Annotated in this window: 26 protein-coding genes, 1 tRNA gene and 1 pseudogene; 11 read left to right on the forward strand and 17 right to left on the reverse strand. The window is 72.7% G+C overall.

Annotated elements, in window-relative coordinates; genetic code table 11:
• The first annotated feature begins 45 nt into the window (after window positions 1–45).
• Complete coding sequence (locus ABEB09_RS12790) at window positions 46–702, forward strand: SDR family oxidoreductase (RefSeq protein WP_345690012.1); 657 nt, start codon at window positions 46–48, stop codon at window positions 700–702.
• A 132-nt stretch (window positions 703–834) separates the two neighbouring features.
• Here ABEB09_RS12790 and ABEB09_RS12795 read toward each other — a convergent pair.
• A tRNA-Tyr gene (locus ABEB09_RS12795) sits at window positions 835–916 on the reverse strand.
• A 193-nt stretch (window positions 917–1109) separates the two neighbouring features.
• Here ABEB09_RS12795 and ABEB09_RS12800 point away from each other — a divergent pair.
• The 3 genes from ABEB09_RS12800 to ABEB09_RS12810 all read left to right on the forward strand — a co-directional run bounded on the left by ABEB09_RS12800 (window position 1110) and on the right by ABEB09_RS12810 (window position 2931).
• Window positions 1110–1598, forward strand: a complete 489-nt coding sequence (locus ABEB09_RS12800) for a YajQ family cyclic di-GMP-binding protein (protein ID WP_345690013.1) — start codon at window positions 1110–1112, stop codon at window positions 1596–1598.
• A 167-nt stretch (window positions 1599–1765) separates the two neighbouring features.
• Window positions 1766–2263, forward strand: a complete 498-nt coding sequence (locus ABEB09_RS12805) for a methylated-DNA--[protein]-cysteine S-methyltransferase (protein WP_345690014.1) — start codon at window positions 1766–1768, stop codon at window positions 2261–2263.
• Window positions 2260–2931, forward strand: coding sequence for an alpha-ketoglutarate-dependent dioxygenase AlkB family protein (locus ABEB09_RS12810; RefSeq protein WP_345690015.1), 672 nt, complete (start codon window positions 2260–2262; stop codon window positions 2929–2931). The genes ABEB09_RS12805 and ABEB09_RS12810 overlap by 4 nt, the downstream gene beginning before the upstream one ends.
• Window positions 2932–3179: 248 nt before the next feature.
• Here the strand turns inward: ABEB09_RS12810 and ABEB09_RS12815 are convergent, their stop codons facing one another.
• Complete coding sequence (locus ABEB09_RS12815; protein WP_345690016.1) at window positions 3180–3449, reverse strand: GlsB/YeaQ/YmgE family stress response membrane protein; 270 nt, start codon at window positions 3447–3449, stop codon at window positions 3180–3182.
• A gap of 86 nt (window positions 3450–3535) precedes the next feature.
• Here ABEB09_RS12815 and ABEB09_RS12820 point away from each other — a divergent pair, with 86 nt between their 5' ends.
• Window positions 3536–4768, forward strand: coding sequence for an APC family permease (locus tag ABEB09_RS12820; RefSeq protein WP_345690017.1), 1233 nt, complete (start codon window positions 3536–3538; stop codon window positions 4766–4768).
• A 272-nt stretch (window positions 4769–5040) separates the two neighbouring features.
• Here the strand turns inward: ABEB09_RS12820 and ABEB09_RS12825 are convergent, their stop codons facing one another.
• The 14 genes from ABEB09_RS12825 to ABEB09_RS12890 all read right to left on the reverse strand — a co-directional run bounded on the left by ABEB09_RS12825 (window position 5041) and on the right by ABEB09_RS12890 (window position 18430).
• Entirely contained in the window at window positions 5041–5604 is a 564-nt protein-coding gene (locus ABEB09_RS12825; RefSeq protein ID WP_345690018.1) for an SMI1/KNR4 family protein, read from the reverse strand.
• 64 nt (window positions 5605–5668) lie between these two features.
• Window positions 5669–6061: a YccF domain-containing protein gene (locus ABEB09_RS12830; RefSeq protein WP_345690019.1), complete on the reverse strand. Its 393-nt coding sequence runs from the start codon at window positions 6059–6061 to the stop codon at window positions 5669–5671.
• Window positions 6058–6921, reverse strand: a complete 864-nt coding sequence (htpX, locus tag ABEB09_RS12835; protein ID WP_345690020.1) for a zinc metalloprotease HtpX — start codon at window positions 6919–6921, stop codon at window positions 6058–6060. Before htpX ends, ABEB09_RS12830 begins: the two co-directional genes overlap by 4 nt.
• A gap of 144 nt (window positions 6922–7065) precedes the next feature.
• Window positions 7066–7521, reverse strand: coding sequence for a large conductance mechanosensitive channel protein MscL (locus ABEB09_RS12840; protein ID WP_345690021.1), 456 nt, complete (start codon window positions 7519–7521; stop codon window positions 7066–7068).
• 27 nt (window positions 7522–7548) lie between these two features.
• Window positions 7549–9081 carry an NADH-quinone oxidoreductase subunit N gene (locus ABEB09_RS12845; protein ID WP_345690022.1) on the reverse strand — a complete coding sequence of 511 codons (1533 nt, stop codon included), beginning with the start codon at window positions 9079–9081 and terminating at the stop codon, window positions 7549–7551.
• Window positions 9078–10673, reverse strand: coding sequence for a complex I subunit 4 family protein (locus ABEB09_RS12850; protein WP_345690023.1), 1596 nt, complete (start codon window positions 10671–10673; stop codon window positions 9078–9080). Before ABEB09_RS12850 ends, ABEB09_RS12845 begins: the two co-directional genes overlap by 4 nt.
• Window positions 10674–10676: 3 nt before the next feature.
• Window positions 10677–12668: an NADH-quinone oxidoreductase subunit 5 family protein gene (locus tag ABEB09_RS12855; RefSeq protein ID WP_345690024.1), complete on the reverse strand. Its 1992-nt coding sequence runs from the start codon at window positions 12666–12668 to the stop codon at window positions 10677–10679.
• Window positions 12665–13030, reverse strand: a complete 366-nt coding sequence (nuoK, locus tag ABEB09_RS12860; protein WP_345690025.1) for an NADH-quinone oxidoreductase subunit NuoK — start codon at window positions 13028–13030, stop codon at window positions 12665–12667. The genes ABEB09_RS12855 and nuoK overlap by 4 nt, the downstream gene beginning before the upstream one ends.
• Window positions 13030–13593: an NADH-quinone oxidoreductase subunit J family protein gene (locus tag ABEB09_RS12865; protein WP_345690026.1), complete on the reverse strand. Its 564-nt coding sequence runs from the start codon at window positions 13591–13593 to the stop codon at window positions 13030–13032. Before ABEB09_RS12865 ends, nuoK begins: the two co-directional genes overlap by 1 nt.
• Entirely contained in the window at window positions 13590–14405 is an 816-nt protein-coding gene (locus ABEB09_RS12870) for a NuoI/complex I 23 kDa subunit family protein (RefSeq protein ID WP_345690027.1), read from the reverse strand. The genes ABEB09_RS12865 and ABEB09_RS12870 overlap by 4 nt, the downstream gene beginning before the upstream one ends.
• A gap of 2 nt (window positions 14406–14407) precedes the next feature.
• Window positions 14408–15376, reverse strand: a complete 969-nt coding sequence (locus tag ABEB09_RS12875) for a complex I subunit 1/NuoH family protein (RefSeq protein WP_345690028.1) — start codon at window positions 15374–15376, stop codon at window positions 14408–14410.
• Window positions 15373–17391, reverse strand: a complete 2019-nt coding sequence (locus tag ABEB09_RS12880; protein ID WP_425580047.1) for an NADH-quinone oxidoreductase subunit C — start codon at window positions 17389–17391, stop codon at window positions 15373–15375. The genes ABEB09_RS12875 and ABEB09_RS12880 overlap by 4 nt, the downstream gene beginning before the upstream one ends.
• Window positions 17388–18047: an NADH-quinone oxidoreductase subunit B gene (locus ABEB09_RS12885; RefSeq protein WP_345690029.1), complete on the reverse strand. Its 660-nt coding sequence runs from the start codon at window positions 18045–18047 to the stop codon at window positions 17388–17390. Before ABEB09_RS12885 ends, ABEB09_RS12880 begins: the two co-directional genes overlap by 4 nt.
• A complete protein-coding gene (locus ABEB09_RS12890; RefSeq protein WP_345690030.1) occupies window positions 18038–18430 on the reverse strand; it encodes an NADH-quinone oxidoreductase subunit A in 393 nt (130 codons plus the stop codon). Before ABEB09_RS12890 ends, ABEB09_RS12885 begins: the two co-directional genes overlap by 10 nt.
• 216 nt (window positions 18431–18646) lie before the next feature.
• Between ABEB09_RS12890 and ABEB09_RS12895 the strand changes: the two genes are divergently transcribed.
• From ABEB09_RS12895 to ABEB09_RS12910, 4 genes and pseudogenes are all read left to right on the forward strand, one after another.
• Window positions 18647–19960 (forward strand): sensor histidine kinase, encoded by a 1314-nt coding sequence (locus ABEB09_RS12895; RefSeq protein ID WP_345690031.1) that lies wholly within the window; start codon window positions 18647–18649, stop codon window positions 19958–19960.
• Between the two features lie 376 nt (window positions 19961–20336).
• Entirely contained in the window at window positions 20337–21008 is a 672-nt protein-coding gene (locus tag ABEB09_RS12900) for a response regulator transcription factor (RefSeq protein ID WP_345690032.1), read from the forward strand.
• 274 nt (window positions 21009–21282) lie between these two features.
• Window positions 21283–23213 (forward strand): annotated as a pseudogene (locus tag ABEB09_RS12905) (2-oxoacid:acceptor oxidoreductase subunit alpha).
• Window positions 23206–24291, forward strand: a complete 1086-nt coding sequence (locus tag ABEB09_RS12910; RefSeq protein WP_345690033.1) for a 2-oxoacid:ferredoxin oxidoreductase subunit beta — start codon at window positions 23206–23208, stop codon at window positions 24289–24291. Before ABEB09_RS12905 ends, ABEB09_RS12910 begins: the two are co-directional and overlap by 8 nt.
• A 42-nt stretch (window positions 24292–24333) precedes the next feature.
• Here the strand turns inward: ABEB09_RS12910 and ABEB09_RS12915 are convergent, their stop codons facing one another.
• The gene (locus ABEB09_RS12915) at window positions 24334–24723 is read right to left on the reverse strand and encodes a winged helix-turn-helix transcriptional regulator (RefSeq protein ID WP_345690034.1); all 390 of its coding nucleotides are present in this window, start codon (window positions 24721–24723) and stop codon (window positions 24334–24336) included.
• A gap of 113 nt (window positions 24724–24836) precedes the next feature.
• On the opposite strand from ABEB09_RS12915, the gene ABEB09_RS12920 reads away from it, so the two are divergent.
• Both ABEB09_RS12920 and rarD read left to right on the forward strand, forming a co-directional pair.
• Window positions 24837–25697, forward strand: coding sequence for an SDR family oxidoreductase (locus tag ABEB09_RS12920; protein WP_345690035.1), 861 nt, complete (start codon window positions 24837–24839; stop codon window positions 25695–25697).
• Window positions 25698–25911: 214 nt separating this feature from the next.
• Entirely contained in the window at window positions 25912–26892 is a 981-nt protein-coding gene (gene rarD, locus ABEB09_RS12925) for an EamA family transporter RarD (RefSeq protein WP_345693922.1), read from the forward strand.
• Window positions 26893–26944 lie beyond the last annotated feature (52 nt).

Raw genomic sequence — 26944 nt, forward strand, 5'->3', positions numbered from 1 at the left:
CGCGTCCGTGAGCGCTTTCCGCGCTCCCGCCGTACGGTCGTGAGCATGCGCATTGTCATCGCTGGAGGACACGGTCGGATCGCCCTGCGCCTGGAGAGGCTGCTGGCGGCCGCGGGACACGAGGTGGCGGGGATGATCCGCCAGCCGGAGCAGGCCGACGACCTGCGGGACGCGGGCGCCGAACCGGTCGTGCTGGACCTGGAGTCGGCCTCCCTGGAGATGGTCGCGGCGGTGCTGCAGGGCGCGGACGCGGCGGTCTTCGCGGCGGGCGCGGGCCAGGGCAGCGGCGCGGCCCGCAAGGCCACGGTGGACCGCGACGCGGCGATCCTGTTCGCCGACGCGGCCGAACGGGCGCACGTGCGGCGCCATGTCGTCGTCTCGTCGATGGGCGCCGACCCCGACCACAAGGGTGACGAGGTCTTCGACGCCTACCTGCGCGCGAAGGGCGCGGCGGACGCCCACGTCCGGTCCAAGAGCACCCTGGACTGGACGATCCTGCGCCCCGGCATCCTCACGGACGACGCGGGGACGGGCCTGGTCCGCCTGGAGGCCTCCACGGGCCGCGGCCCCATCCCCCGCGACGACGTGGCCGCGGTCCTGGCCGAACTCGTGGAAACCCCCGCGACGGCGGGCCTCACCCTGGAAGTGATCAGCGGCTCGATCCCGGTCTCCGTCGCGGCGAAGGACGTGGCGGGGAACTGAGCGGGGGCTTGCGGCTTGCGGCTTGCGGCTTGCGGCTTGCGGCTTGCGGCTTGCGGCTTGCGGCTTGCGGCTTGCGGCAACGAGAAAACCCCCGCCGCTCCGCGTTTCCGCGAGCGACGGGGGTCATCAGCGTGGCGGCGCCAGGATTCGAACCTGGGTAGGCTAAGCCGACGGATTTACAGTCCGCTCCCATTGGCCACTCGGGCACACCGCCATGGGATGTCGCCTCGGAACTCCCGCCTTTCGGCGGTGCTCCCTGGCAACGACGTAAACAATACCTGATCCCCGGGGGTGCTCCGCCACCGGATTGATCAGCGCCCGGGGCGGGTGCGGGTGGCTAGGCTTTGGGGTGGCGGCCGGCGTGGTCCGGCCGTACCTCACACACCCGATACAAGGAGCCACAGGACATGGCCGACTCCAGTTTCGACATCGTCTCGAAGGTCGAGCGGCAGGAGGTCGACAACGCCCTCAACCAGGCGGCGAAGGAGATCTCGCAGCGCTACGACTTCAAGAACGTCGGGGCGTCGATCTCCTGGTCCGGCGACAAGATCCTGATGCAGGCGAACTCCGAGGACCGGGTCAACGCGATCCTCGACGTGTTCCAGTCCAAGCTGATCAAGCGCGGGATCTCGCTCAAGGCGCTGGAGGCCGGCGAGCCGCAGCTGTCCGGCAAGGAGTACAAGATCTTCGCCACGATCCAGGAGGGCATCTCCCAGGAGAACGCGAAGAAGGTGGCGAAGATCATCCGCGACGAGGGCCCCAAGGGTGTCAAGGCGCAGGTGCAGGGCGAGGAGCTGCGCGTCAGCTCCAAGAGCCGCGACGACCTCCAGGCCGTGATCGCGCTGCTGAAGGCCCAGGACTTCGACTTCGCGCTGCAGTTCGTGAACTACCGCTGACGCGGGGCTGTCACCTCCTGGCAGCTCACAGGCGAACGGGGGCGGGCACGGCCGACGACGGCCGGTCCGCCCCCGCCTTGTGCGCGGCCCACTCTTGCCTCATGTCGGATTCCTGCCAGCGTGCGGGCTCGGGCGGGGACAGACTGGGGGTGAGGAAAGGACCGCTCATGACCGTGTACGCGCACGTCGACAGCCCGTTGGGCACCATGCTGCTCGTCGGCGAGGAGGCCGCCGAGGGTGGCGTCGCCCTCGTCTCGCTGTCCCTGCCCGGACAGAAGGGCGGGGCCTCCGTACGGGACGGCTGGCGGCATGCGCCTGGTGTCTTCGAGGGCGTCGCCGCGCAGTTGCGGGAGTACTTCGCCGGGCGGCTCGTCCGGTTCGACATTCCCTTCGTGGCCGGGGGCACCGACTTCCAGCGGCGCGTCTGGCGGGCCCTCGAAGACATCCCGTACGGCACGACCGTGTCGTACGGCGACATCGCCGCGCACGTCGGCGTCCGGGGCGCCGGGGTGCGGGCCGTGGGCACGGCGATCGGGCGCAATCCGCTGCTGGTGGTACGGCCCTGCCACCGGGTCATCGGCGCCGACGGATCGCTGCGCGGGTACGCGGCCGGGGCCGACCGCAAGGAGCGGCTGCTGGGCCTGGAAGGCGCGCTCGCACCGTGACCGGTGCGGGTGGCGGCGGCGCCCTGTTCCGGCTGTCGGGCGACCGGGCGGAGGTGGCCCCCGGAGCGGTCCACGTACCCGGCTGGCTGCCCCTGGAGCGGCAGCGCGAGCTGGTGGCCGCGTGCCGGGACTGGGCGCGGGGGCCCGTGCCGCTGCGGCACACAGTGCTGCCCAACGGTGGGGTGATGTCGGTGCGAACCGTGTGCCTGGGCTGGCACTGGCAGCCGTACCGGTACACCCGGACCGCCGACGACGTGAACGGCGCCCGTGTCGCCCCCTTCCCGGACTGGCTGGGCGACCTGGGGCGGGCGGCGGTGGCCGAGGCGTACGGGGACGACGGCGGGTACGCGCCGGACGCCGCCCTGATCAACTTCTACGACGGCGACTCCCGGATGGGCATGCACCAGGACCGGGAGGAACGCTCCGGCGCCCCCGTGGTGTCGCTGAGCATCGGCGACACCTGCGTCTTCCGGTTCGGCAACACCGAGAGCCGTGGCCGGCCCTACACGGACGTGGAGCTGGTGTCGGGCGACCTGTTCGTCTTCGGCGGGCCGTCGCGCTTCGCCCACCACGGGGTTCCGAAGGTGTACGCCGGGACCGGCGACCCGGCGGTGGGGATGCGGTCCGGGCGGCTGAACATCACCTTGCGGGAGACGGGGCTGCGGTAGGCGCGGGCGGGGATGGCGAGCGTTGGGTGCGGTGGGCGTGGGTCGGGATGCGGGGCGGTGGGTGCGGTGGGCGTGGGTGCGGTGGGCGTGGGTGCGCCGCAGGCCGAGCGCCGCGGGTGGGTGCGGCGCTGCCGGTGCGCCCGGCCTGGTCCCGTGCGGGCGGGCCCTCGGGTCTGGCCCGGGTGCCGTGTGGGGCGTGCGGGCGTGCCGACGTGCAGGCGAGGCCGTCAGGCGCCGCGCCGCCCCGGTCAGCGTGAGCGGGAGTGGCCGAACAGGATCCGGTAGGCGATCAGCAGCACCAGCGACCCCCCGATCGCCGCCAGCCACGTGGCACCGTCGAAGAACTCGTTGGTGATGGGCCGGTCCAGGAACCGCGCGGATATCCAGCCGCCCGTGAAGGCGCCCGCGATGCCGATGAGCGTGGTGCCGATCAGCCCGCCGGGGTCGCGGCCCGGCAGGAGCACCTTGGCTATGACGCCGGCCAGCAGCCCCAGGACGATCCAACCGATGAAGGTCATGCCGTGCACCTGCCTTTCGTACGGTGTTGCCCGGGAGGACGCCGCGGGGGCGAACAGTGGTTGCGCTGGTCAGTAAGGTGCCGCGCATGGCACAGGAACTACGACGGTCGCTCGGGGTGTTCGACGCGGTCGTGATCGGGCTGGGTTCGATGGTGGGCGCCGGCATCTTCGTCGCGCTCGGGCCGGCCGCCGGGGCCGCGGGGAGCGGGCTGTTGCTCGGTCTCGCGCTGGCCGCCGTCGTCGCGTACTGCAATGCCATGTCGTCGGCGCGGCTCGCCGCCCGCTACCCGGCGTCGGGTGGCACGTACGTCTACGGGCGGGAACGGCTCGGGCCCTTCTGGGGCTTCCTCGCGGGCTGGGGGTTCGTGGTCGGCAAGACCGCCTCGTGCGCGGCGATGGCGCTGACCGTGGGCGCGTACGTGTGGCCCGGTCAGGCGCACGCGGTGGCCGTGGCCGCGGTGGTGGCGCTCACCGCCGTGAACTACGGAGGTATCCAGAAGTCGGCTCTGGTGACGCGGCTGATCGTGGCCGTGGTCCTGGCCGTTCTGGCTGCCGTGGTGGTCTCCTCCCTGGGATCGGGCCATGCCGAGTTCGCTCGGCTGGAGCTGGGTGATGACGCCTCGGCGGGTGGAGTGCTGGAAGCCGCCGGGCTGCTGTTCTTCGCGTTCGCGGGGTACGCCCGGATCGCGACGCTCGGGGAAGAGGTCCGGGACCCGGAGCGGACGATCCCGCGGGCGGTCCCGCTGGCGCTGGGCATCGCGCTGGTCGTGTACGTGGGTGTGGCGGTCTCCGTTCTGTCGGTGCTGGGCGCGGACGCGCTGGGGCGGTCGGTGGCCCCCCTCACGGACGCCGTGCGGGCGGCCGGCGCGGACTGGCTGGTGCCGGTCGTGCGGGTGGGGGCGGCGGTGGCCGCGCTCGGCTCGCTGCTGGCGCTGATCCTCGGGGTTTCCCGTACGACACTGGCGATGGCGCGGGACGGTCATCTGCCGGGCACACTCGCGGCTGTTCACCCCCGCTTCCAGGTGCCGCACCACGCGGAGCTGGCGGTGGGCGCGGTGGTGGCGATCGTGGCGGCGACGGCGGATGTGCGGGGGGCGATCGGCTTCTCGTCGTTCGGTGTGCTGGTCTACTACGCGATCGCCAACGCCTCGGCGTGGACGCTCGATTCGCGCAGTCGGTGGTCGGTGCGGGTCGTGGCGGTCGTCGGACTGGCGGGGTGTCTGGTGCTGGCGTTCTCCCTTCCGGTGTCGTCGGTCCTGGCCGGTGCCGCGGTCCTGGCGGCGGGCGCGGTGCTGTACGCGGTGCGGGCGCGGGCGTAGGCGCGTACGCCTGGGCGGCGGACGGCGGTTGGGCTGTGCTTGGGCCGCGGACGGTGGCGGAGGCTGAGCCTGGGCGGCGGACGTTGGCGGAGGCTGGGCTTGGGCGCGCCTCTGGGTGGGTTCGGGTGCGGACGCCGAGTCGGGCGTTCAGGGGTACGGCAAGGGACCCCCGGGGGCGCGGCGGGCCAGCCGCCTGGGGCGGCGCCCACCAGGGCCCGAACAGGGAGCGTCAGGCGGCCTGGGGCTACCCACAGGTGCCCGGGCGTGGAGCGTCAGGCGGGTGCGTCGGACGTGCGTATGCCGGTGAGGGCGCGCGCCCTGAATCCGGGCCAGTGCGGCCGGTCGCCCTCGAAGCCCTCCTCCTCGTCGAACCAGCCGGTGCCCTCCAGCCAGTCCGTCAGCCACGCGGCGAGGCCGGGTGCGAGGACGTACCAGGCGTACTCCACCTCGCCGGGGTTCGGGTCGAACAGCAGCATCGCGGCCGTGTCGCTGCGGCAGTCGACGCAGGCGAGCATCGCGCAGCCGAGGTCGGCGATCGGGACCACGCCCTCCGGCCAGGGCCACTCGGCGTCCTCGCCTCGTCCGGAGCTGCGGTAGGCGTCGTAACAGGAGACGGCTTGGCCCAGCGGCAACAGGCCGTAGTCCGGGCCGAATCGGCCGTCGGCGACGCGGGTGTACAGGGCGGTGAGCAGCGGGGGCAGCGGGAAGCCGAGCGTGGCCTCGGCGGCCGCGACGTCGTCCGCGGTGGCGGGCCGGGGCCTGGGCTTCCCGGTCCACGGATGGACGCCGGGCGCCGCGGCCGCGACCCGGCGCAGCAACTCCTCGTTCTCGGTCATGTGTTCATCGTGGACCACGCCACTGACAACGCGCAGGGCCTGTGGATAACCCGCGCTCCCGTGTCTACCGCGCCGCGAAGGGCTGGTCCGCGGGCACGATCTCCTTGCCGAGCGGCAGCAGCGAGACCGGGATCAGCTTGAAGTTCGCGATGCCCAGCGGGATACCGATGATCGTGACGCAGAGGACGATGCCCGTGGCGATGTGGCCGATGGCGAGCCACCAGCCCGCGAGGACCAGCCACAGCACATTGCCGAGGCAGGAGGCCGCGCCCGCGTCACGGCGGTCGACCACGGTGTGCCCGAACGGCCAGAGCGCGTAGAGACCGATACGGAACGCGGCGATACCGAAGGGGATGCCGATGATGGTGATGCACAGCAGCAGTCCCGCTGCCATGTAGCCGAGGAACAGCCAGAAGCCGCTGAATACCAGCCATATGAGGTTGAGAAGGGTCTTCACGGGCGGTGACCTGCCATCTGCTCGAGTCGGGAGATACGCTCCGCCATCGGCGGATGCGTGGAGAACATACGGGACATCCCCTGGCCCGGCCGGAACGGGTTGGCGATCATCATGTGGCTCGCCGTCTCGATGCGGGGCTCCGGCGGCAGCGGCAGCCGCTGTGTGCCCGCCTCCAGCTTGCGCAGGGCGCTCGCGAGGGCCAGCGGGTCGCCGGTGAGCCGGGCCCCGGAGGCGTCCGCCTCGTACTCCCGGGAACGGCTGATCGCGAGCTGGATCACGGACGCGGCGAGCGGCCCCAGGATCATGATCAGCAGCATGCCGAGCAGGCCGGGGCCCTCGTCGTCGTCGGAGCGGCCGACCGGGATCAGCCAGGCGAAGTTCACCAGGAACACGATCACGGAGGCGAGGGCGCCGGCGACCGAGGAGATGAGGATGTCGCGGTTGTACACGTGGCTCAGCTCGTGGCCGATGACTCCGCGCAGCTCGCGCTCGTTCAGGAGCTGCAGGATGCCCTCGGTGCAGCAGACGGCCGCGTTGCGCGGATTGCGGCCGGTCGCGAAGGCGTTGGGGGCCTGGGTCGGCGAGATGTAGAGCCGCGGCATCGGCTGGCGGGCCTGTGTGGACAGCTCCCGGACCATCCGGTACAGCTGCGGTGCCTCGAACTCGCTGACCGGGCGGGCCCGCATGGCGCGCAGCGCCAGCTTGTCGCTGTTCCAGTAGGCGTACGCGTTGGTGCCGAGGGCCACGACGACGGCGACGACGAGGCCCGTACGTCCGAAGAAGCTACCGATCAGGATGATGAGCGCGGACAGTCCTCCGAGGAGTACGGCCGTCCTGAGCCCGTTGTGCCGGCGGTGCACGGTAGCCCTCCAAGTGGTGCGGCAGGGGAACCTTTCGCTGATGTTGCTCCACTGTCCAGTGGACCCTCCCGTACTGGTCAACGCCAGGCGGGAGTGGCTGGTTCCCTGGTCCGCGCGGCCCGAGGGCTGGGCCGATCGGGTGAATCAGCGCTGCACGGGCAGGCCGGCCTTCTCCAGGGCCGCGGCGACCGGCTCGATCTCGCTGGTGCAGTGGGCGCAGCGGCTGGCGATGGCGGGGACGGCGGAGTAGCAGCGCGGGCAGTCGCGGGTCTCCGACTTGATGTCGAAGGGCGCGTCCTTCTTGAAGCGGTCCTGGATCTTGGCCATCGGGACGACGACGAAGAAGTAGAGCACCGCCGCGGTGATCACGAACGCGAGCGCGGCGCTGATGAACAGGCCGTAGGGGAACTTGGCGCCCTGGACCTCGAAGGTCGCCTTGCTGAAGTCGCCCACCGAGCCGGTGGCCAGGCCGATGAGGGGTGTGATGAAGGCGTTGCTGAAGCCGGTGACGACCGCGGTGAAGGCGGATCCGACGGCCAGACCGATGGCCATGGAAATAACGTTTCCGCGGAGGATGAAGTCCTTGAAACCGTTCAGCACGGGTGTTGCTCCTACAGCTGGTCGAGATCAGAAAAGGGTGGTCGCGGCGAAGCGCAGTACGGACTGCGGGTAGCCCGACAGCGCGACGCCGACGACCGCCGTGAGGGCGATGGCGACGGACACAGGGGCGGGGGCACGGTGCCGGACGGCGGCCTCGGCTGTGCCGGCTGGCGCCGGAGCGCCCTCGGGGGCGCGGAACAGGACGGCCGTCCAGCGCAGGTAGTAGTAGAGGGCGACGACGACGTTGATGCCCATCACCACGGCCAGCCAGCCCAGGCCGGCGTCGACGGCCGACGAGAAGACGACGACCTTGGCGAACAGGCCGATGATGCCGGGCGGCAGACCGGCCAGGCACAGCAGGAAGAACGCCATGGCGAGCGCCGTGCCGGGTCGGGTGGCGTACAGGCCGCGGTAGTCGGAGATCCGGTGCTCCGGGTGCGTACGGGCGACCAGGACGGCGACGGCGAAGGCGCCGAGGTTCACGACGGCGTACATCAGGGCGTACGAGACGGTGGCGCCGATCTGGTCGTCGCTGGAGTACGCGGCGGCGGCGATCGGCACGAGGAGGTAGCCGGCCTGGCCCACGGACGACCAGGCGAGCAGCCGGACCGCGCTCCACGCGCGCGTGGAGACCTGCCGCAGGGCCGCGACGTTGCCGACGGTCATGGTGAGCGCGGCCAGCACGGCCAGTGCGGGGCCCCACACGTCGGCGTACGACGGGAACGCGACGACGGTCACCAGGATGAGCCCGGTGAAGCCGACGGCCTTGCCGACGACGGACAGGTACGCGGCGACGGGGAGGGGCGCGCCGACGTACGTGTCGGGCACCCAGAAGTGGAAGGGCGCCGCGGCTGTCTTGAAGGCGAAGCCGACCAGCGTGAGGGCGACGCCGGTCTTCGCGAGCGTGCCGAGCTGTCCCGGGACGTCCTCCAGCTGCTGGGCGATCTCCGTGAGGTGCAGGGTGCCCGTCGCGGCGTACACGAAGCTGACGCCGAGCAGGGTCACGGCGGTCGCGGTGACGGAGGAGAGGAAGAACTTGAGCGCGGCCTCGCCGGACATGCGGTCGCCGCGCTTGAGGCCGACGAGCGCGAAGGCGGGCAGCGAGGCGACCTCAAGGGCGACGACGAGGGTCGCCAGGTCGCGGGACGCGGGCAGCAGGGCGGCGCCCGCGGCGGAGGACAGCAGCAGGAACCAGAACTCGCCGGCCGGGAGCTTCTCGCGGGTGTCGTGGAGCGACAGCAGCGCGGTGAGGAGGGCGCCGCCGAGCACCAGGGCCTGGATGACCAGCGTGAAGTGGTCGGCGGTGTAACTGCAGGCGCCGGGGTCCGTGGTCAGGCAGAACGTGGAGCGCTTGCCCGCCCGCAGGGGTACGAGGGCGGCGAGCGCGGCGACGAGACCTGCGACCGCGGTCCAGCCGAGGAGCGGCTTGCGGGCCTGCGGCACGAACAGGTCGGCGACCAGGACGGCCAGGGCGACGACGGCGGCGATCGTCGGCGGCGCGATGGCGGTCCAGTCGACGGCCTGGACGAGGTCGGCGGCGCTCGGGGCGGCGACGGTCACGACTTGCCTCCTGCGAGGAGCTTCTGCACGGCCGGGTCGGTGAGGCCGAGGAGGACCGCGGGCCAGAGCCCGGCGAGGACGGTGAGCGCGGCCAGGGGGGTCCAGGCGGCGAACTCGTAGCCCTGGACGTCGGCGAGCTGCGGCCTGGTGTCGGTGCCGGCCGTGGCGGCGGCGGGCGTGCCGCCCATGCACACGCGGCGTACGACGATCAGCAGGTAGGCCGCGGTGAGCAGGGTGCCGAGGCCGGCGACGGCCATGAACGTGAGGAAGGCGGGGCGGCTGAGGCCCTCCGCCGGTTCGAAGGCGCCGAACATGGTGAGCATCTCGCCCCAGAACCCGGCGAGGCCGGGCAGGCCGAGGGAGGCGACGGCGCCGAACGCGAGGAGTCCGCCGAGGCGCGGGGCGCGGCCGTAGAGGGCGGCGCCGGTGGATCCGGCGAGGGCGTCGAGGTCGGCGGTGCCGGACCGGTCCTTGATCGCGCCGACCAGGAAGAACAGCAGGCCCGTGATGAGTCCGTGGCCGATGTTGGCGAACAGCGCGCCGTTGAGGCCGGTGGGCGTCATGGTGGCGATGCCGAGCAGGACGAAGCCCATGTGGCCGACGGAGGAGTAGGCGATGAGCCGCTTGAGGTCACCCTTGGCGCCGGGCCGGGTGAGGGCGAGGCAGGCGAGCGACCCGTAGATGATCCCGACGACCGCGAAGGCGGCGAGGTACGGGGCGAAGACGTGCATGCCGTCGGGGGCGATCGGCAGGATGATCCGGACGAATCCGTACGTACCCATCTTCAGCAGGACGCCGGCGAGGAGGACGGAGCCGACGGTCGGGGCGGCGGTGTGGGCGTCCGGCAGCCAGCTGTGCAGCGGCCACATCGGGGTCTTCACCGCAAGCCCGATCCCGATCGCGAGAACGGCGATGACCTGCAGTGATGTGCTCAGGTCGCGGCCGTTGTCAGTGGCGAGTGCCACCATGTCGAACGTGCCCGCCTTCAGCCCGACGAGGAGCAGGCCGAGCAGCATGACGACCGAGCCCAGCAGGGTGAAGAGGATGAATCGCCAGGCGGCCGCCTGACGCCCCTCGCCGCCCCAGCGGGCGATGAGGAAGTACATCGGGATGAGCACCATCTCGAACGCCAGGAAGAACAGCAGCAGGTCGAGGACGGCGAAGGTCGCGAGGGTGCCGGACTCGAGGACGAGCAGCAGGGCGACGAAGGCCTTCGGGGACGGGCCCGCGGGCATCTTGAAGTAGCTGTACAGCGCGCACAGGAAGGTCAGCAGCGCCGTCAGGACCAGAAGGGGGAGGGAAATGCCGTCGACTCCGAGGTGGATCCGCACGTCCAGCGCGGGGATCCAGCTGATGTCCGTCGTGGCCTGCATCTTCGACGGCTGGTCGTGGTCGAAGCCGAGCGCCAGGACGATCGCGGCCACGAGGATCGCGCCGGTGACGGTCACGCCGTGGCGGAGCACGGCCTGGTCGGGTGACTTCCCCTTCAGCCCGGGCGGGGCCGGGAGGAGGGCCGCGGCGGCGCCGATGAGCGGCCCGGCGACGAGGAACGCGAGAAGGAACTGCATCACGGATTCGCTGATATCGATCACGGCTCACGCTCCGGCGGCGACGAGGACGGCGGTGACCGCCAGGACGACGGAGCCGGCGAGCAGGACGCTGAGGTAGGTCTGCACGTTGCCGGTCTGGGCGCGGCGGACGGCGGCGCCGAGCAGTCCGGTGGCGGTGCCGGCTCCGCGTACGTACGTCTCGACGACCTCGCGGTCCAGGAAGCGGACCAGGGAGGCCCCGCCCAGGACCGGGCGCACGAACAGGGCGTGGTAGAGGGCGTCGAGGTGGAAGCCGGCGGCTGCGTGCCGGTGCAGGGGGCCGAGCAGCAGGCGTCCGGGGTCGGCGGGATCCGGTGCCGAGGCGATGTCGCCGTAGGCGGGGGTGTGGGTGGCGATGGCCTCCGCCTCGGAGACGGCGGGTTCGGCCTCGGGGTGCGCGGCGACGGCGCCCAGGGGCACGCGAGCGGCGCGGGCGGTGGTGGTGCGCCAGGCCGCGTAGGTGACGAGGGCGCCGACGAGGGCGATGCCGGTGCCCAGGACCGCGGTGGTGACGGTCGGGGTGAGGGCGTTGCCGTCGAACCAGTCGTCGAGGGTGGTGACGGTCAGGCCGAAGGCGAGGGAGGGGATGGCGAGCACCCACAGGACCGTGTTCATGGCGAGGGGCTCGCGCCCGTGGTCGGGGGCCTCGGCGCCCCGACCCCGGAAGGCGAGCAGCCACAGGCGCGTCGCGTAGGCGGCGGTGAGGAGGGCGGTGATCAGGCCCGCGACGAGGACGATCCAGCCGGCGCCCGCAGGGGCGACGTCCCGGTCGCCGAGTGCGGTGTGCTCGGCGGCGACCAGGACGGCTTCCTTGGAGAAGAAGCCGGCGAAGGGCGGGATGGCGGCGAGCGCGAGCAGGGCGACCGTCATCGTCCAGTACGCGTCGGGGATGCGCCGGGCGAGGCCGCTCATGCGGGACATGGCGGCCAGGGAGTTCGTTCCGGCGGCGTGGATGATCACGCCGGCGGCGAGGAACAGCAGGGCCTTGAACGCGCCGTGCGAGAGGAGGTGGAAGACGGCGGCACCGCGGTCGCCGACGGCGAGGGCGCCGGACATGTAGCCGAGCTGGCCGATGGTCGAGTAGGCGAGGACGCGCTTGATGTCGTCCTGGGCGAGCGCGGCGAGGCCCGAACCGACCATCGTGACGGCGGCCATCACGGCGAGCACGGTCATGGCGGCCGCGGAGGCGGCGAAGACGGGGAGGAGACGCGCGATGAAGTAGACACCGGCGGCGACCATCGTCGCGGCGTGGATGAGCGCGGAGACCGGCGTGGGGCCGGCCATCGCGTCGGGGAGCCAGGTGTGCAGCGGGAACTGCGCCGACTTGCCCGCGACACCCGCGAGGAGGAGCAGCGCCACGAGGGTGGGGTGGTCGATGCCACCGGCGGCGACGGAGCCGAGGATCCCGGTGATCCGGAACGTGCCGGCGTCGGCGGCCAGGGCGAACAGACCGATGAGGAACGGGACGTCGCCGAGCTTGGTGACGAGGAACGCCTTGAGAGAGGCGGACCGGGCCTCGGGGGTCTCCCAGTAGTGGCCGACGAGGAAGTACGAGCAGATGCCCATGATCTCCCAGCCGACCAGCAGCACCATCAGGTCGCCGGAGTAGACGACGAGCAGCATCGCGGAGGTGAACAGGGAGACGAGCGCCGCGTAGGAGGGGTAGCGCGGGTCGTCGCGCAGGTAGCCGGTGGAGTAGATCTGCACGCAGGAGGCGACGACGCCGACGAGGACGGCGGCCAGGGCGGCGAAGCCGTCGATGTGCAGGGCCAGCTCGACCGGGACGGAGCCGGTGGGGGTGAGCCGGGTGGCGGCGTCGATGGCCCGGTCGCCGCCCTGGTCGACGGCGACGAGCACGGCGAGCACGAGCGCGGCGAGCGTCGGCAGGACGGCCAGGGGGCGGACAAAGCCGGGCGCGGTGCGGCCGAGGAGGAGTCCGGCCGCGGCGCCCAGGAACGGAAGGAGGGGTACGAGGACGGCGAGGGTCGTGGTGGTCACGCGGTGGCCTCAGCCTTCTTGCCGGTCTTCTCGTCGGGCGCCCCGGCGGGGGCGGCGGTCTCGGCGTTGTCGCGGAGCTTGTCGATGTCGGCGGTGCCGCGGCTGCGGTAGACCATCAGCACGATCGCCAGGCCGATGCCGATCTCGGCGGCGGCGATGGCGATGGTGAAGAGGGTCAGCGCCTGGCCGGCGTGCAGGGTGTCGCGGAGCCAGACGTCGAAGGCGACCAGGTTGAGGTTGACGGCGTTGAGCATCAGCTCGACGGACATCAGGACCAGGATCGCGTTGCGGCGGGCGAGGACGCCGTACAGGCCGGTGCAGAAGAGCAGGACGGCGAGGACGGCCGGATAGGCGAGGTGCATCAGCGGGTGCCCTCCTGGTCGGTGGCCCCTGCCGAGGCGTTCCTGCGGGACAGGATGATCGCGCCGACGAGGGCGGCCAGGAGGAGGACGGAGAGCGCTTCGAACGGCAGCACCCAGTGCCGGAAGAGGATCTCGCCGGACACCCGCGTGGAGCCCTGGGCGGGCCCGTCCAGGTCGATCCAGGTGGTACGGAAGGCGTCGACGACGACCCACACCAGGGCGGCCGCGGCGGCGACGGCCACGACCAGGGCGGCCGGGCGGTTGCCGGAGTCGGCGTCCGGGGAGCGGCCGATGGGGGCCTTGGTGAGCATGAGGCCGAAGAGGAGGAGGACGACGACGGATCCGACGTAGATCAGTACCTGGACCCAGGCGATGAACTCGGCCGTGAGGAGCAGGTACTCGACGGCGATGCCGCCGAGTGCCACGACCAGCCAGAGGGCGGCGTGCACCAGCTGACGGGTGGTGACGGTGACCAGGGCCGCGCCGAGGGTGACGAGGCCGACGAGGAGGAACGCGATCTCCACGCCGGTGGGCGACAGGAAGCCGCCGGCGGCGAGCGTCATGCGGTGCCTCCCTCGGGTGGGGTGTCGGTCGGGGCAGTACCGCCGGGTGCGGCGGGACCGTCCGGCGCGGCGGGACCGCCGGGCGTGGTGGGGCTGCTGGGCGCGGCGGGACCGCCGGGTGCGGTGGGGGCGCCGGGCGTGGTGGGGCTGCTGGGCGCGGCGGGACCGCCGGGTGCGGTGGGGGCGCCGGGCGTGGTGGGGCTGCTGGGCGCGGCGGGACCGCCGGGTGCGGTGGGGGCGCCGGGTGCGGCCGGGGCCTCGGCGGGCTGGGCCTCCTGGGCGGCGGCCTGTTCGGCGGCGAGCTTGTCGGCCGCCTTGCGGGCGGCGCCGACCTCCTTGGGCTCCTCGGCGCGCGCGTCGAGGGCGGGCGGTTCCGGCACCGTCCACATCCACTCGCGGAGCTTGTCCCGCTCGTGGGTGAGGTCGCGGATGTCGGTCTCCGCGTACTCGAATTCCGGCGACCAGAACAGCGCGTCGAAAGGACAGACCTCGATGCAGATACCGCAGTACATGCAGAGCGAGAAGTCGATCGCGAACCGGTCGAGGACGTTGCGGCTGCGCTCGCGGCCGCCCGGGGTGGCGGCCGGGACCGTCTCCTTGTGGGAGTCGATGTAGATGCACCAGTCGGGGCACTCGCGGGCGCACAGCATGCAGACCGTGCAGTTCTCCTCGAACAGGCCGATGACGCCGCGGGTGCGGGGCGGCAGTTCGGGCTGGACATCGGGGTACTGCGCGGTGACGGTCTTCTTCGTCATCGTGCGGAGGGTGACGGCCAGGCCTTTGGCGAGGCCGGAGCCGGGGAAGGGCGCCATGGTTACTGGATCACCACCTTGACGATGCCGGTGAGGGCGATCTGGGCGAGTGCGAGGGGGACGAGCGTGGTCCAGGCGAGCTTCTGCAGCTGGTCCTCGCGCAGGCGCGGGTAGCTCACTCGGAGCCAGATCACGACGAAGGCGAGCACGGCCGTCTTGAGCAGGGTCCACACCCAGCCGAGGCCTTCGGCCCCGAACGGGCCGTGCCAGCCTCCGAGGAAGAGGACGGTGGTCAGACCGCACAGGATGACGATGCCGGCGTACTCCGCGAGCAGGAACAGCGCGAAGCGCAGGCCGGTGTACTCGGTGTACGCGCCGAAGATGATCTCCGAGTCGGCGACCGGCATGTCGAAGGGCGGGCGCTGGAGTTCGGCGAGGCCGGCGATGAAGAAGACCAGGGCCCCGGTGATCTGCCAGGGCAGCCACCACCACTCGAAGGCGTTCACGATGCCGGGGATGGAGACCGTGCCGGCCGCCATGGCGACGGACGCGGCGGCGAGCAGCATGGGCAGCTCGTACGCGAGGAGCTGTGCGGCGGTGCGGAGGCCGCCGAGGAGGGAGAACTTGTTGGCCGACGCCCAGCCGGCCATGAGCGAACCGAGCACGCCGACGCCCATGACGGCGAGCACGAAGAAGATGCCGGCGTCGACCACCACACCGACCGCGCCCTCGCTCGGGCCGATCGGGATGGCGACGAGGACGAGGAGGTACGGGAGGAGCGCTATGGCGGGCGCGAGCTGGAAGATGCGGCGGTCGGCGTTGGCCGGGACCACGTCCTCCTTCTGCGCGAACTTCACGCCGTCGGCGACGAGCTGGGCCCAGCCGTGGAAGCCGCCCGCGTACATGGGCCCGAGACGGCCCTGCATATGGGCCATCACCTTGTGCTCCGTCTGACCGATCACCAGGGGCAGCGTCAGGAACAGGGCGAAGACGACGACCAGGCGGAGGGCGACGTCGAGTACGTCGTTCACGCGTCTCCTTCGGGGCGTCGGCGCTCGTCACCGGACTCGTTGTCCTGCGCGGGGGCGGGGGTGGAGTCGGTGGTGGGCGTGGAGTCTGCTGCGGGGGCGGGAGCGGAGTCGGTCGGTTCGGCGGCCGGCTCAGGAGTCTGCTCGGCCGCCGGCCCAGCGGTCGGCTCCGGCCCAGCGGTCGGCTCCGGCCCAGCGGTCGGCTCCGGCCCAGCGGTCGGCTCCGGCCCAGCGGTCGGCTCCGGCCCAGCGGTCGGCTCCGGCCCAGCGGTCGGCTCCGGCTCGGGCGTCGGCTTCGCCTCCGGAGCCGGGGTCGCCTCCGGAGCCGGGGTCGGCTCGGTTGCGGGCTCCGGATCGGCTGCGGGCCGCTGCTCGGGGGTGGGCTTCGCCTCCGGCGTGGGTGCCTGCGCGGCCGCCGCTCCTGGTGCAGCCGCCGCTTCGGGTGCTGGCTCCGGCGCGGCCACCGCCTCCGCGGCCGGCTCCGGCGCGGGCGCCGCCTCGGGTGCCGGCTCCGGTGCAGCCACCGCCTCCGCGGCCGGCTTCGGCGCGGGCGCCGCCTCAGGTGCCGGCTCCGGTGCTGGCGCCGCCTCGGGTGCCGGCTTCGGTGCGGGCGCCGCCTCAGGTGCCGGCTTCGGCGCGGGCGCCGTCTCGGGGGCAGCCGCTGCCTCCGGTGCGGGTGCCGCCTCCGGGGTCGGCTGCGGTTCGGCGTCGTCGAAGGCTGGGCGGGGGTTGTTCCAGGGGGCGTCCGTGGTGCGGGGGCGTTGGGAGGCCGAGCCCTCGCTCGACGTGCGGTCGCGGCGCGCGGGTGCGGGAGCGTCCGTCGCGCGCTGGCTGGCCGAACCCTCGCCGGCGGTGCGGGCGCGGCGGGGCGGGGCCGTGCCCTCGGCGGTCTGGCTCGCGGAGCCCTCGCCGGCGGTGCGGGCGCGGCGGGGCGGGGCCGTGCCCTCGGCGGTCTGGCTCGCGGAGCCCTCGCCGGCGGTGCGGGCGCGGCGCGGCGGGGCCGTGCCCTCGGCGGTCTGGCTCGCGGAGCCCTCGCCGGCGGTGCGGGCGCGGCGGGGCGGGGCCGTGCCCTCGGCGGTCTGGCTCGCGGAGCCCTCGCCGGCGGTGCGGGCGCGGCGCGGCGGGGCCGTGCCCTCGGCGGTCTGGCTCGCGGAGCCCTCGCCGGCGGTGCGGGCGCGGCGGGGCGGGGCCGTGCCCTCGGCGGTCTGGCTCGCGGAGCCCTCGCCGGCGGTGCGGGCGCGGCGGGGCGGGGCCGTGCCCTCGGCGGTCTGGCTGGCCGAACCCGCGGCGGCGGTGCGGGCGCGGCGGGGTGGGGCGGTGCCCTCGGCGGTCTGGCTCGCGGAGCCCTCGCCGGCGGTGCGGGCGCGGCGGACGGGGCGCTCGCCCGCCGCGGCGCGCGCGGGGCGGGCCGGGGCGGGGGGCAGCTGGCCCTTGAGGGGGCCCCACTCGTTCGGGTCGGGGACGCCCGGCGGCAGCATCTGGCGCCGCTTGGGGCCGCCGTGCTCGGACTCGCCCGGCTCCTTGGCGCCCGGCCACGCCTTGGCCACGCGGGCGGCCAGGACGAAGTCCTTGCGCAGGGGGTGGCCCTCGAAGTTCTCCGGGAGGAGGAGGTGGACCAGGTGGGGATGGCCCTCGAAGGCGATGCCGAACATCTCGTGCGTCTCGCGCTCGTGCCAGGCGGCGCCCGCGTACACACCGACCGCGGTGGGCAGGGTCGGCGCGGTGTGCGGGACGGTGGTGCGCAGCATGAGGCGGCGCACCCCCGGGTTGTCCAGGGCTGCGACGTGCGCGCAGACGCGGAAGCCGGTGCCGGGCTCGTCGACGGCGCTGAGCCAGTCGAAGTAGGTGCAGCCCAGCCGGTCGCGGGCGGTTTCGAGCGCGGCGGTCCAGGAGGCGGCCGGGACGTCGACGGTCAGGAGGTCGTAGGTGCGCTCGGCCGTGGCGTCGGCGCCGAAGACCTCGGTGACGTGGTCCGGCAGGGTGTCGAAGTCGGGGGCGTCGGGGGTGGGCGTGTTCATCGCTTGTCTCCCCCCTGGGCCGTTTCCGGTGCCGGCGGCGGCGTGACGAGGCCGCTGCGGAGTGCGGCGGTCGACGGGCGGGAGGTCCCGCCGTGGCCGTAGCGCTCGTGCAGCGACTCGCGGGCGATCTTCTCCTGGAGCTTGAGGATGCCCTGGAGCAGCGCCTCGGGACGCGGCGGGCAGCCCGGCACGTAGACGTCGACGGGGATGATCTGGTCGACGCCCTTGGTGACGGAGTACGAGTCCCAGTAGGGCCCGCCGCAGTTGGAGCAGGCGCCGAAGGAGATGACGTACTTCGGCTCCGGCATCTGCTCGTACAGGCGCTTCACGGCGGGGGCCATCTTGTCGGTGACCGTGCCGGAGACGACCATCAGGTCGGCCTGGCGGGGCCCGGGCGCGAAGGGGATCACGCCGAGGCGGATGAAGTCGTGCCGGGCCATCGAAGCGGCGATGAACTCGATGGCGCAGCAGGCCAGGCCGAAGTTGAAGACCCACAGGCTGTAGCGGCGGCCCCAGTTCAGGACCACCTTCATCGGTTCGGGCGCCAGCCGTGACAGCACGCCCAGCCGCTTCGGCTCGGGCAGGAGCACGGGCGCCGGGGCGGCGGCCTGCTCCGAGGTCACCGGCTCGGGGGTGGCGCCGGGAGTCACGTCCATGTCAGGACGCCCTTCTTGTACGCGTAGAGCAGTCCCACGGCCAGGAAGCCGAGGAACAGGAACATCTCGACCAGTGTGGTCGCGCCGTATCCCGCCGCGGCGAACACCGTCGCCCACGGGAACAGGAAGATCGAGTCGACCGCGAAGATGACGTAGAGGAAGGAGTACACGTAATAGCGGACCTGGGTGTGGGCCCAGCCCTCCCCGACCGGGTCGACACCGCACTCGTAGGTGAGGAGTTTCTCCGGCGTCGGCACGACGGGCCGCAGCAGCCGCCCCGCGGCGAAGGCGACCGCCACGAAGAGCACGCCGATGACGGCGAGCAGCCCGACGACCGAGTAGCTCTGGAAGTAGCCGGCCGCCAGTGCGGTCTGTTCCGGCACGTCCCTCCCTCGCTTCCTGCCCCCACGGGCGCCGATCCGGCGGTCTGTACCCACGGGAGTCTAGGCCCTGGCAAAGCGCGGGTAATCAGGTGCCGCACTTCAGGTGGGGTTATCCCTACTGTGCCTCACCCACGCACCCCATGGCGTGCCCCGGGCGGGGCCCGGCAGGCTGGGCGCCATGACCACGACCGAGTCGGCAGAAACGGATACGCACTGATGGCCATGGCATACCGGCCGGAGGCCCGTCCGGCGCTCCCCTCCGCGCTGCGCGCACCGCTGGCCGGGCGTACCTGGCGCGAGCTGTGCCACCTGCTGCTCAGCCTGCCGCTGAGCATCGTCTACTTCTCCCTCGCCATCACCGCGGTCGCGCTCGGGGCGGGGCTGCTCGTCACGTTCGTCGGGATCCCCGTGCTGGCGGCGGGGCTGGCGATGTGCCGGGGGTTCGGCGTGGTCGAGCGGGCCCGGGCGCGGGCCCTGCTGGGAGCGCGCGTGCGCGATCCGGAGCCGGTGCGGGCGAAGCCGGGCAGCGGGCTGCCGGGCCGGGTCGGCGCGGTGCTGAAGAGCGGGGTGTCGTGGCGGCACTTCCTGTACGCGGTGGTGCACATGCCGTGGGCGGTCTTCGCGTTCACGGTGGCGGTGGTCTTCTGGACGACGGGCTGGTCCCTGTTCACGTATCCGCTGTGGCGGTGGACGCTGCCGGTGTACGTGGGGGTCGACGGGATCCAGCTGTACGGCGACCGGACGCACCGCGTCGTCCTCGACTCGGCCACCGAGCTGGCGGTGACCTGCGGCATCGGGCTGGTCGTGGTGCTGGTGACGCCGTGGGTACTGCGGGCGCTGACCGCCGTCGACCGCGGGCTGGTCGCCGGGCTGCTCGGCCCCTCGACGCTGGCGTCGCGGGTGGTGGAGCTGGAGTCCGACCGCGGTGTCGTCGTGGACACCGCCGCGGCGGATCTGCGGCGGATCGAGCGCGACCTGCACGACGGGGCGCAGGCGCGGCTGGTGGCGCTGGCCATGGAGCTGGGCCTGGCCAAGGAGAAGCTGGCCGAGGATCCGCAGGCCGCGGCGCGCATGGTGGAGGAGGCGCACGGCGAGGTGAAGCTCGCGCTCCAGGAGCTGCGGGATCTGGCCCGGGGCATTCACCCGGCCGTGCTCACCGACCGGGGGCTGGACGCGGCGCTCTCCGCGCTGGCCGCGCGGTGTACGGCGCCGGTGACCGTGACGGTTGATCTGCCGGAGCGGCCGGCGGCGGCGATCGAGGGGATCGCGTACTTCACCGTCTCCGAGCTGCTGCAGAACGTGTCCAAGCATGCGCGGGCGTCGCGCGTCGTGGTGGACGTGTGGCGGAGCGGGGAGCGGTTGCTGCTGCAGGTGCGGGACGACGGGTGCGGTGGAGCGGATGTCGCCGGGGGCAGTGGGCTGGCGGGTCTCGCGGAGCGGCTGGACGCGGTGGACGGGATTCTTGATGTGCACTCGCCCGTCGGTGGACCCACGACGGTGACGGCCGAGCTGCCGTGGCGGGCCGCCTGAGGCCGCCGGTCACCGCTGCCGAAGGCAGCCGGTCAGCGCTGTCGTGGCGGGCCGCCTGAGGCTGCCGGTCACCGCTCCCGAAGGCGGCCGGTCACCGCTCCCGTGGCGGGCCGCCCGAGGCCGCCGGTCACCGCTCCCGAAGGCGGCCGGTCACCGCTCCCGTGGCGGGCCGCCCGAGGCCGCCGGTCACCGCTGCCGAAGGCGGGCCGGTCACCGCTCCCGTGGCGGGCCGCCCGAGGCCGCCGGTCACCGTGGCTGCCGCCGGCGCCCGTCGGTCCTTGGCCGGAAAGTGGTCTCTCTCTTCCTGTTCTGTGGTCCATCCGGCGCTCTGGCCTGCGATGCTGGCCGGAGACTGTCGAGATGGGGGATACGGGGCGTGGGAGACAGGGTGCGGGTGGTCATCGCCGAGGACTCGGTGCTGCTGCGGGAGGGCCTGACCCGGCTGCTGAGCGACCGGGGACATGAGGTCGTCGCCGGTGTGGGGGACGGGGACGCGCTGCTCAAGGCGGTGGACCGGCTGGCGGCCGACGGGGCGCCGCCGGACGTCGTCGTGGCCGATGTGCGGATGCCGCCGACGCACACCGACGAGGGGGTGCGGGCGGCCGTGCGGCTGCGTGCGGACCACCCGGGGGTCGGGGTGCTGGTGCTGTCGCAGTACGTGGAGGAGCGGTACGCGACCGAGCTGCTGGCCGGGAGCAGCCGCGGGGTGGGCTATCTGCTGAAGGACCGGGTGGCCGACGTCCGCGAGTTCGTCGACGCGGTGGTGCGGGTGGCGCGCGGGGGTACCGCGCTGGACCCGGAGGTGGTGGCGCAGCTGCTGGGGAGAAGCCGCCGGCAGGACGTTCTCGCCGGGCTGACGCCGCGCGAGCGGGAGGTCCTCGGTCTGATGGCCGAGGGCAGGACGAACGCGGCGATCGCGCGGGAGCTGGTGGTGAGCGACGGGGCGGTCGAGAAGCACGTCGGGAACATCTTCCTGAAGCTCGGCCTGGCCCCGAGTGAAGGCGATCATCGGCGGGTACTCGCGGTGCTGACCTACCTCAACACCTGAGCCCCGATGCGGCCCCGGGGTCGCCTTACGCCGATGGCCCTAAGCCCAAAGACCGACCGGGGAGTGCCGTTCCGGTGGAACACAGGGGGCGACGAAGCATGATGTTCCAGGACGAAAGGGCGTCTCGAAAAGGCGCCCACCATGTGAGAAGTCCAGGGAAGGGAACCCTTACCGACGTAGGGTGGGCGTTGGAGCGACCGGTCGGCCGGCCGTCTTCCGAGCGTTCCCCCGCCGACGGCGGGGAGACCCCTTGTCTCGAGGGAGGTCCAGTTCAGTGACCAGCCAGGTCAGTAGCGACGAGGCCGTGGTCCGGGAGCAGCGGGGAGCCCCGGAGCGGCGGAGCGCGCCGGAGAAGGAAGTCCGCCGTCTGGACCGGGTGATCATCCGCTTCGCGGGTGACTCCGGGGACGGCATGCAGCTGACGGGTGACCGGTTCACCTCGGAGACGGCGTCCTTCGGGAACGACTTGTCGACGCTGCCGAACTTCCCGGCCGAGATCCGTGCCCCCGCCGGGACGCTCCCGGGCGTCTCCTCGTTCCAGCTGCACTTCGCCGACCACGACATCCTGACCCCGGCGACGCGCCGAACGTGCTGGTCGCGATGAATCCGGCGGCCCTGAAGGCGAACATCGCCGATGTGCCGCGCGGCGGCGAGATCATCGTCAACACCGACGAGTTCGCCAAGCGCGCCATGGCGAAGGTGGGGTACGAGACGTCGCCGCTGGAGGACGGCTCGCTGGACGGCTACCGGGTCCACCCGGTCCCGCTGACGACGCTGACCGTCGAGGCGCTGAAGGACTTCGGCCTGTCCCGCAAGGAGGCCGAGCGGTCCAAGAACATGTTCGCGCTCGGGCTGCTGTCGTGGATGTACCACCGGCCGACCGAGGGCACCGAGAAGTTCCTGCGGCAGAAGTTCGCGAAGAAGCCGGAGATCGCCGAGGCCAACGTGGCGGCGTTCCGGGCGGGCTGGAACTTCGGCGAGACGACCGAGGACTTCGCGGTCTCGTACGAGGTGGCGCCGGCGATCAGCGCGTTCCCGACGGGCACGTACCGCAACATCTCCGGGAACCTGGCGCTGTCCTACGGGCTGATCGCCGCGTCCCGGCAGGCGGACCTGCCGCTGTACCTGGGTTCGTACCCGATCACGCCGGCCTCGGACATCCTGCACGAGCTGAGCAGGCACAAGAACTTCGGCGTGCGGACCTTCCAGGCCGAGGACGAGATCGCGGGCATCGGCGCAGCGCTGGGGGCGGCCTTCGGCGGTTCGCTGGCCGTGACCACGACGTCCGGGCCCGGTGTGGCCCTGAAGTCGGAGACGATCGGGCTCGCGGTGTCGCTGGAGCTGCCGCTGCTGATCGTGGACATCCAGCGCGGAGGCCCGTCGACCGGTCTGCCGACCAAGACGGAGCAGGCGGACCTGCTCCAGGCGATGTACGGGCGCAACGGCGAGGCACCGGTGCCGATCGTGGCGCCGCGGACGCCCGCGGACTGCTTCGACGCGGCGCTGGAGGCCGCGCGGATCGCGCTCACGTACCGGACGCCGGTGTTCCTCCTGTCGGACGGCTATCTGGCCAACGGCTCCGAGCCGTGGCGCATCCCCGACCCGGACGACCTGCCCGACCTGAGCGTCACGTTCGCCACCGGCCCGAACCACACGCTCGACGACGGCACGGACGTGTTCTGGCCGTACAAGCGCGATCCCGAGACGCTGGCCCGCCCGTGGGCCCTGCCGGGCACGCCGGGCCTGGAGCACCGGATCGGCGGCATCGAGAAGCAGGACGGCACGGGCAACATCTCGTACGACCCGGCCAACCACGACTTCATGGTCCGCACCCGCCAGGCCAAGGTCGACGGGATCGCCGTGCCCGACCTGGAGGTCGACGACCCGGACGGCGCCGCCCGCACCCTGGTGCTCGGCTGGGGGTCGACGTACGGGCCGATCACGGCGGCCGTGCGGCGGCTGCGCGCGGCGGGCGACCCGATCGCGCAGGCGCACCTGCGCTACCTCAACCCGTTCCCGGCCAACCTCGGCGAGGTGCTGAAGCGGTACGAGAAGGTCGTGATCCCCGAGATGAACCTCGGCCAGCTCGCCACGCTCGTCCGGGCGAGGTTCCTGGTCGACGCGGTCAGCCACACCCAGATCAACGGCATGCCGTTCAAGGCCGAGCAGCTCGCGCAGGCTCTCAAGGAGGCCATCCATGACTGAGGCGAACGGGACGACCAGGGTGGCCGGTGCGACCGGGGCGCTCGCCCTGGTGCCCAGGGCCGAGGGCAAGCAGTCCATGAAGGACTTCAAGTCCGACCAGGAGGTCCGCTGGTGCCCCGGCTGCGGTGACTACGCGATCCTCGCCGCCGTGCAGGGCTTCATGCCCGAACTCGGGCTGGCGAAGGAGAACATCGTCTTCGTCTCCGGCATCGGCTGCTCCTCCCGCTTCCCGTACTACATGAACACGTACGGGATGCACTCCATCCACGGCCGCGCGCCCGCCATCGCGACGGGCCTGGCCAGCTCGCGCCGCGATCTGAGCGTCTGGGTGGTGACCGGTGACGGCGACGCGCTGTCCATCGGCGGCAACCACCTGATCCACGCGCTGCGGCGCAACGTCAACCTCAAGATCCTGCTGTTCAACAACCGGATCTACGGGCTGACCAAGGGCCAGTACTCGCCCACCTCCGAGGTCGGCAAGATCACCAAGTCGACGCCGATGGGCTCGCTGGACGCGCCCTTCAACCCGGTGTCGCTGGCGCTGGGCGCGGAGGCGTCGTTCGTGGCGCGCACGGTCGACTCGGACCGCAAGCACCTGACGGAGGTGCTGCGGCAGGCCGCCGACCACCCGGGCACGGCGTTCGTCGAGATCTACCAGAACTGCAACATCTTCAACGACGGCGCCTTCGAGATCCTGAAGGACCAGGAGCAGGCCCAGGAGGCGGTGATCCGCCTGGAGCACGGCCGGCCGATCCGCTTCGGCCCGGACAGCGCGAAGGGCGTCGTGCGCGACCCGCTCACCGGTGACCTCCAGGTCGTCGCCGTGACGCCGGAGAACGAGGCGCGGGTGCTGGTGCACGACGCGCACTCCGCGTCGCCGACGACGGCGTTCGCGCTGTCGCGGCTGGCGGACCCGGACACGCTGCACCACACGCCGATCGGGGTGTTCCGCAGCGTCGAGCGGCCGGTGTACGACACGCAGATGGCGGACCAGCTGGACACCGCCGTCGAGCAGAACGGCAAGGGCGACCTCGCGGCGCTGCTCGCGGGCAACGACACGTGGACGGTCGTCGGCTGACCCGCGGGGTCCGTACCGTACGAGGCCCGGTCCTGACGTGGTTCAGGACCGGGCCTCGTCGTATGCCCGCCTCGCCCGCTCCACGGCTTCCACGGACCGCTCGGACCAGCGGGCGAGCGCCCACACCTGCTCGGCGGCCTCGCGGCCGAGGGCGGTGAGCGAGTAGTCGACGCGCGGCGGGATGACGGGGTGGGCGTCGCGGTGGACGAAGCCGTCGCGCTCCAGGGTCTGGAGGGTCTGGGCGAGCATCTTCTCGCTGACGCCGCCGATGGCGCGGCGCAGCTCGCTGAACCGGTACGGCCGCTCCAGCAGCGCGGCGAGGATCAGCACGCCCCAGCGGCTGGTGACGTGCTCCAGGACCCCTCGTGACGGGCAGAGGGCGGCATGGACGTCGGGCTTCCCGTCGACGTCGGGCTTTACGCTTACCGGCATGCCAGTACCTTACTTCAAGGTGGGTACTTACGAAAAGTTAGCGCTGCGCGTAGCGTCGGTGTTCGACCGCTCGGAATCCCGATCGGCACCCGCTCGGAAACGGAGAAGAGCCCATGAGCATCGTGGTCACCGGCGCGACCGGAAAGCTCGGCCGCCTCGTCGTCGAGGCCCTGCTGGACAGCGGCACCCCCGCCGCCGGCATCGCCGCCGTCGTACGCGACAAGGCCAGGGCGGCCGACCTCGCGGAGCGCGGCGTCGAGCTGCGGGTCGCCGACTACGACCGTCCCGAGACCCTGGCCGACGCCTTCGAGGCGGGCGACCGCGTCCTGCTGGTCTCCGGCAACGAGGTCGGCCGGCGCATCCCGCAGCACACCGCGGTGATCACGGCGGCCAAGGCGGCGGGCGTCGCCCAGCTCGCGTACACCGGTGTCCTCGGCGGACCGGACGCGGACTTCGACCTGGCGGCCGACCACCGGGCCACCGAGCGGGCCATCCTCGACTCCGGCCTGCCGTACACCTTCCTGCGCAACGGCTGGTACACCGAGAACTACACCGAGAACCTGGCCCCGGTACTGGCCCACGGCGCGGTCGTGGCCAACGCCGGCGAGGGCCGGGTGGCCTCCGCGGCCCGCGCCGACTACGCCGCCGCGGCCGCCGCCGTCCTGACGCAGGACGGCCACCTCGGCAAGGCGTACGAGCTGAGCGGCGACACGGCATGGTCGTTCGCGGAATACGCGGCGGAGATCGCCCGCCGGACCGGCAGGGACATCGCGTACAGCGACGTGCCCGCCGAGACCCACCTCGCGATCCTGACCGGCCTGCCGGAGCCGTTCGCCGCGATCCTCGTCGACGTCGACCGGGCGATCGCGCGCGGCCGGCTGGCCGGGACGAGCGGTGACCTGGCCCGGCTCATCGGGCGCCCGACGACGCCGCTCGCGGAGAGCGTGGCGGAGGCCCTGCGTCACCAGGCCTGACGCCGCTCCCGTGGCCCGGTGCCGCCCGGCGCCGGGCCGTCATGACCGTATGGCGAAACGGGCATGACAGCGCCTCCGTGCGGCGCTACCGTTCTTCGACAGGACGACAAGGCGGCGCGGGCGCGTGACGACGGGACGGAAGGGGGCCTGGGTGGCACCCAAGAGCGGCGGGGAACTGCGGACGGGACTTCTCTACGGGATCGGGGCCTACGGCATGTGGGGCCTCGTGCCCCTCTTCTGGCCGCTGCTGAAGCCGGCGGGCGCGGTGGAGATCCTCGCCCACCGGATGGGCTGGTCCCTGGTGTTCGTCGGGCTGGCGCTGCTGGTGCTGCGCCGGTGGGCCTGGATACCCGAGCTGCTGCGGCAGCCGCGCAAGCTGGGCCTCATCGCGATCGCCGCCTCGGTGATCACGGTCAACTGGGGCCTCTACATCTGGTCGGTGAACGCCGGCCAGGTCGTCGAGTCGTCGCTCGGCTACTTCATCAACCCGCTCGTCACCATCGCCATGGGCGTCGTCCTGCTGAAGGAACGGCTGCGGCCCGCCCAGTGGGCGGCCGTCGGCATCGCCTTCGCCGCGGTCGTCGTGCTGACGATCGGCTACGGCAGGCCGCCGTGGATCTCGCTCACGCTGGCGTTCTCGTTCGCCGTGTACGGGCTGGTCAAGAAGAAGGTCGAGCTCGGCGGCCTGGAGTCGCTCGCGGCCGAGACCGCGATCCAGTTCCTGCCGGCCGTGGCGTACCTGGGGTGGCTCACGGCGCAGGGCTCCTCCACGCTGGCCACGCAGGGCGTGGGCCACATGGCGCTGCTCGCGTCGGCCGGGCTGGTGACCGCGATCCCGCTGGTGTGCTTCGGCGCGGCGGCGATCCGGGTACCGCTGTCGACGCTGGGGCTGCTCCAGTACCTGGCGCCCGTGTTCCAGTTCCTGTTGGGCGTCCTGTACTTCCACGAGGCGATGCCGCCGGAGCGGTGGGCGGGCTTCTCGCTGGTGTGGCTGGCCCTGACGGTCCTGACCTGGGACGCCCTGCGCACCGCGCGCCGCACCAGGGTGGCGGCGCAGGCCCTGGCCGCACGGGCGCAGGCCGCCGCCCCGGTGGCGGAGACGGGAGCGGCGCGGGCCGAGCGCGACGTACGAGCCGAGCGCGATGGACGGGCCGAGTCCGAGGCGCGGGCCGAGTCCGAGGCGCCGCGGGTCTGACGTGACCCGCGTCGCGGATCGCGCATTCCGATTGCGGGTCCCGCGCGCACCC

Origin of the sequence: Streptomyces coeruleoprunus (assembly GCF_039542925.1) — a bacterium.
Lineage (GTDB): Bacteria > Actinomycetota > Actinomycetes > Streptomycetales > Streptomycetaceae > Streptomyces > Streptomyces coeruleoprunus.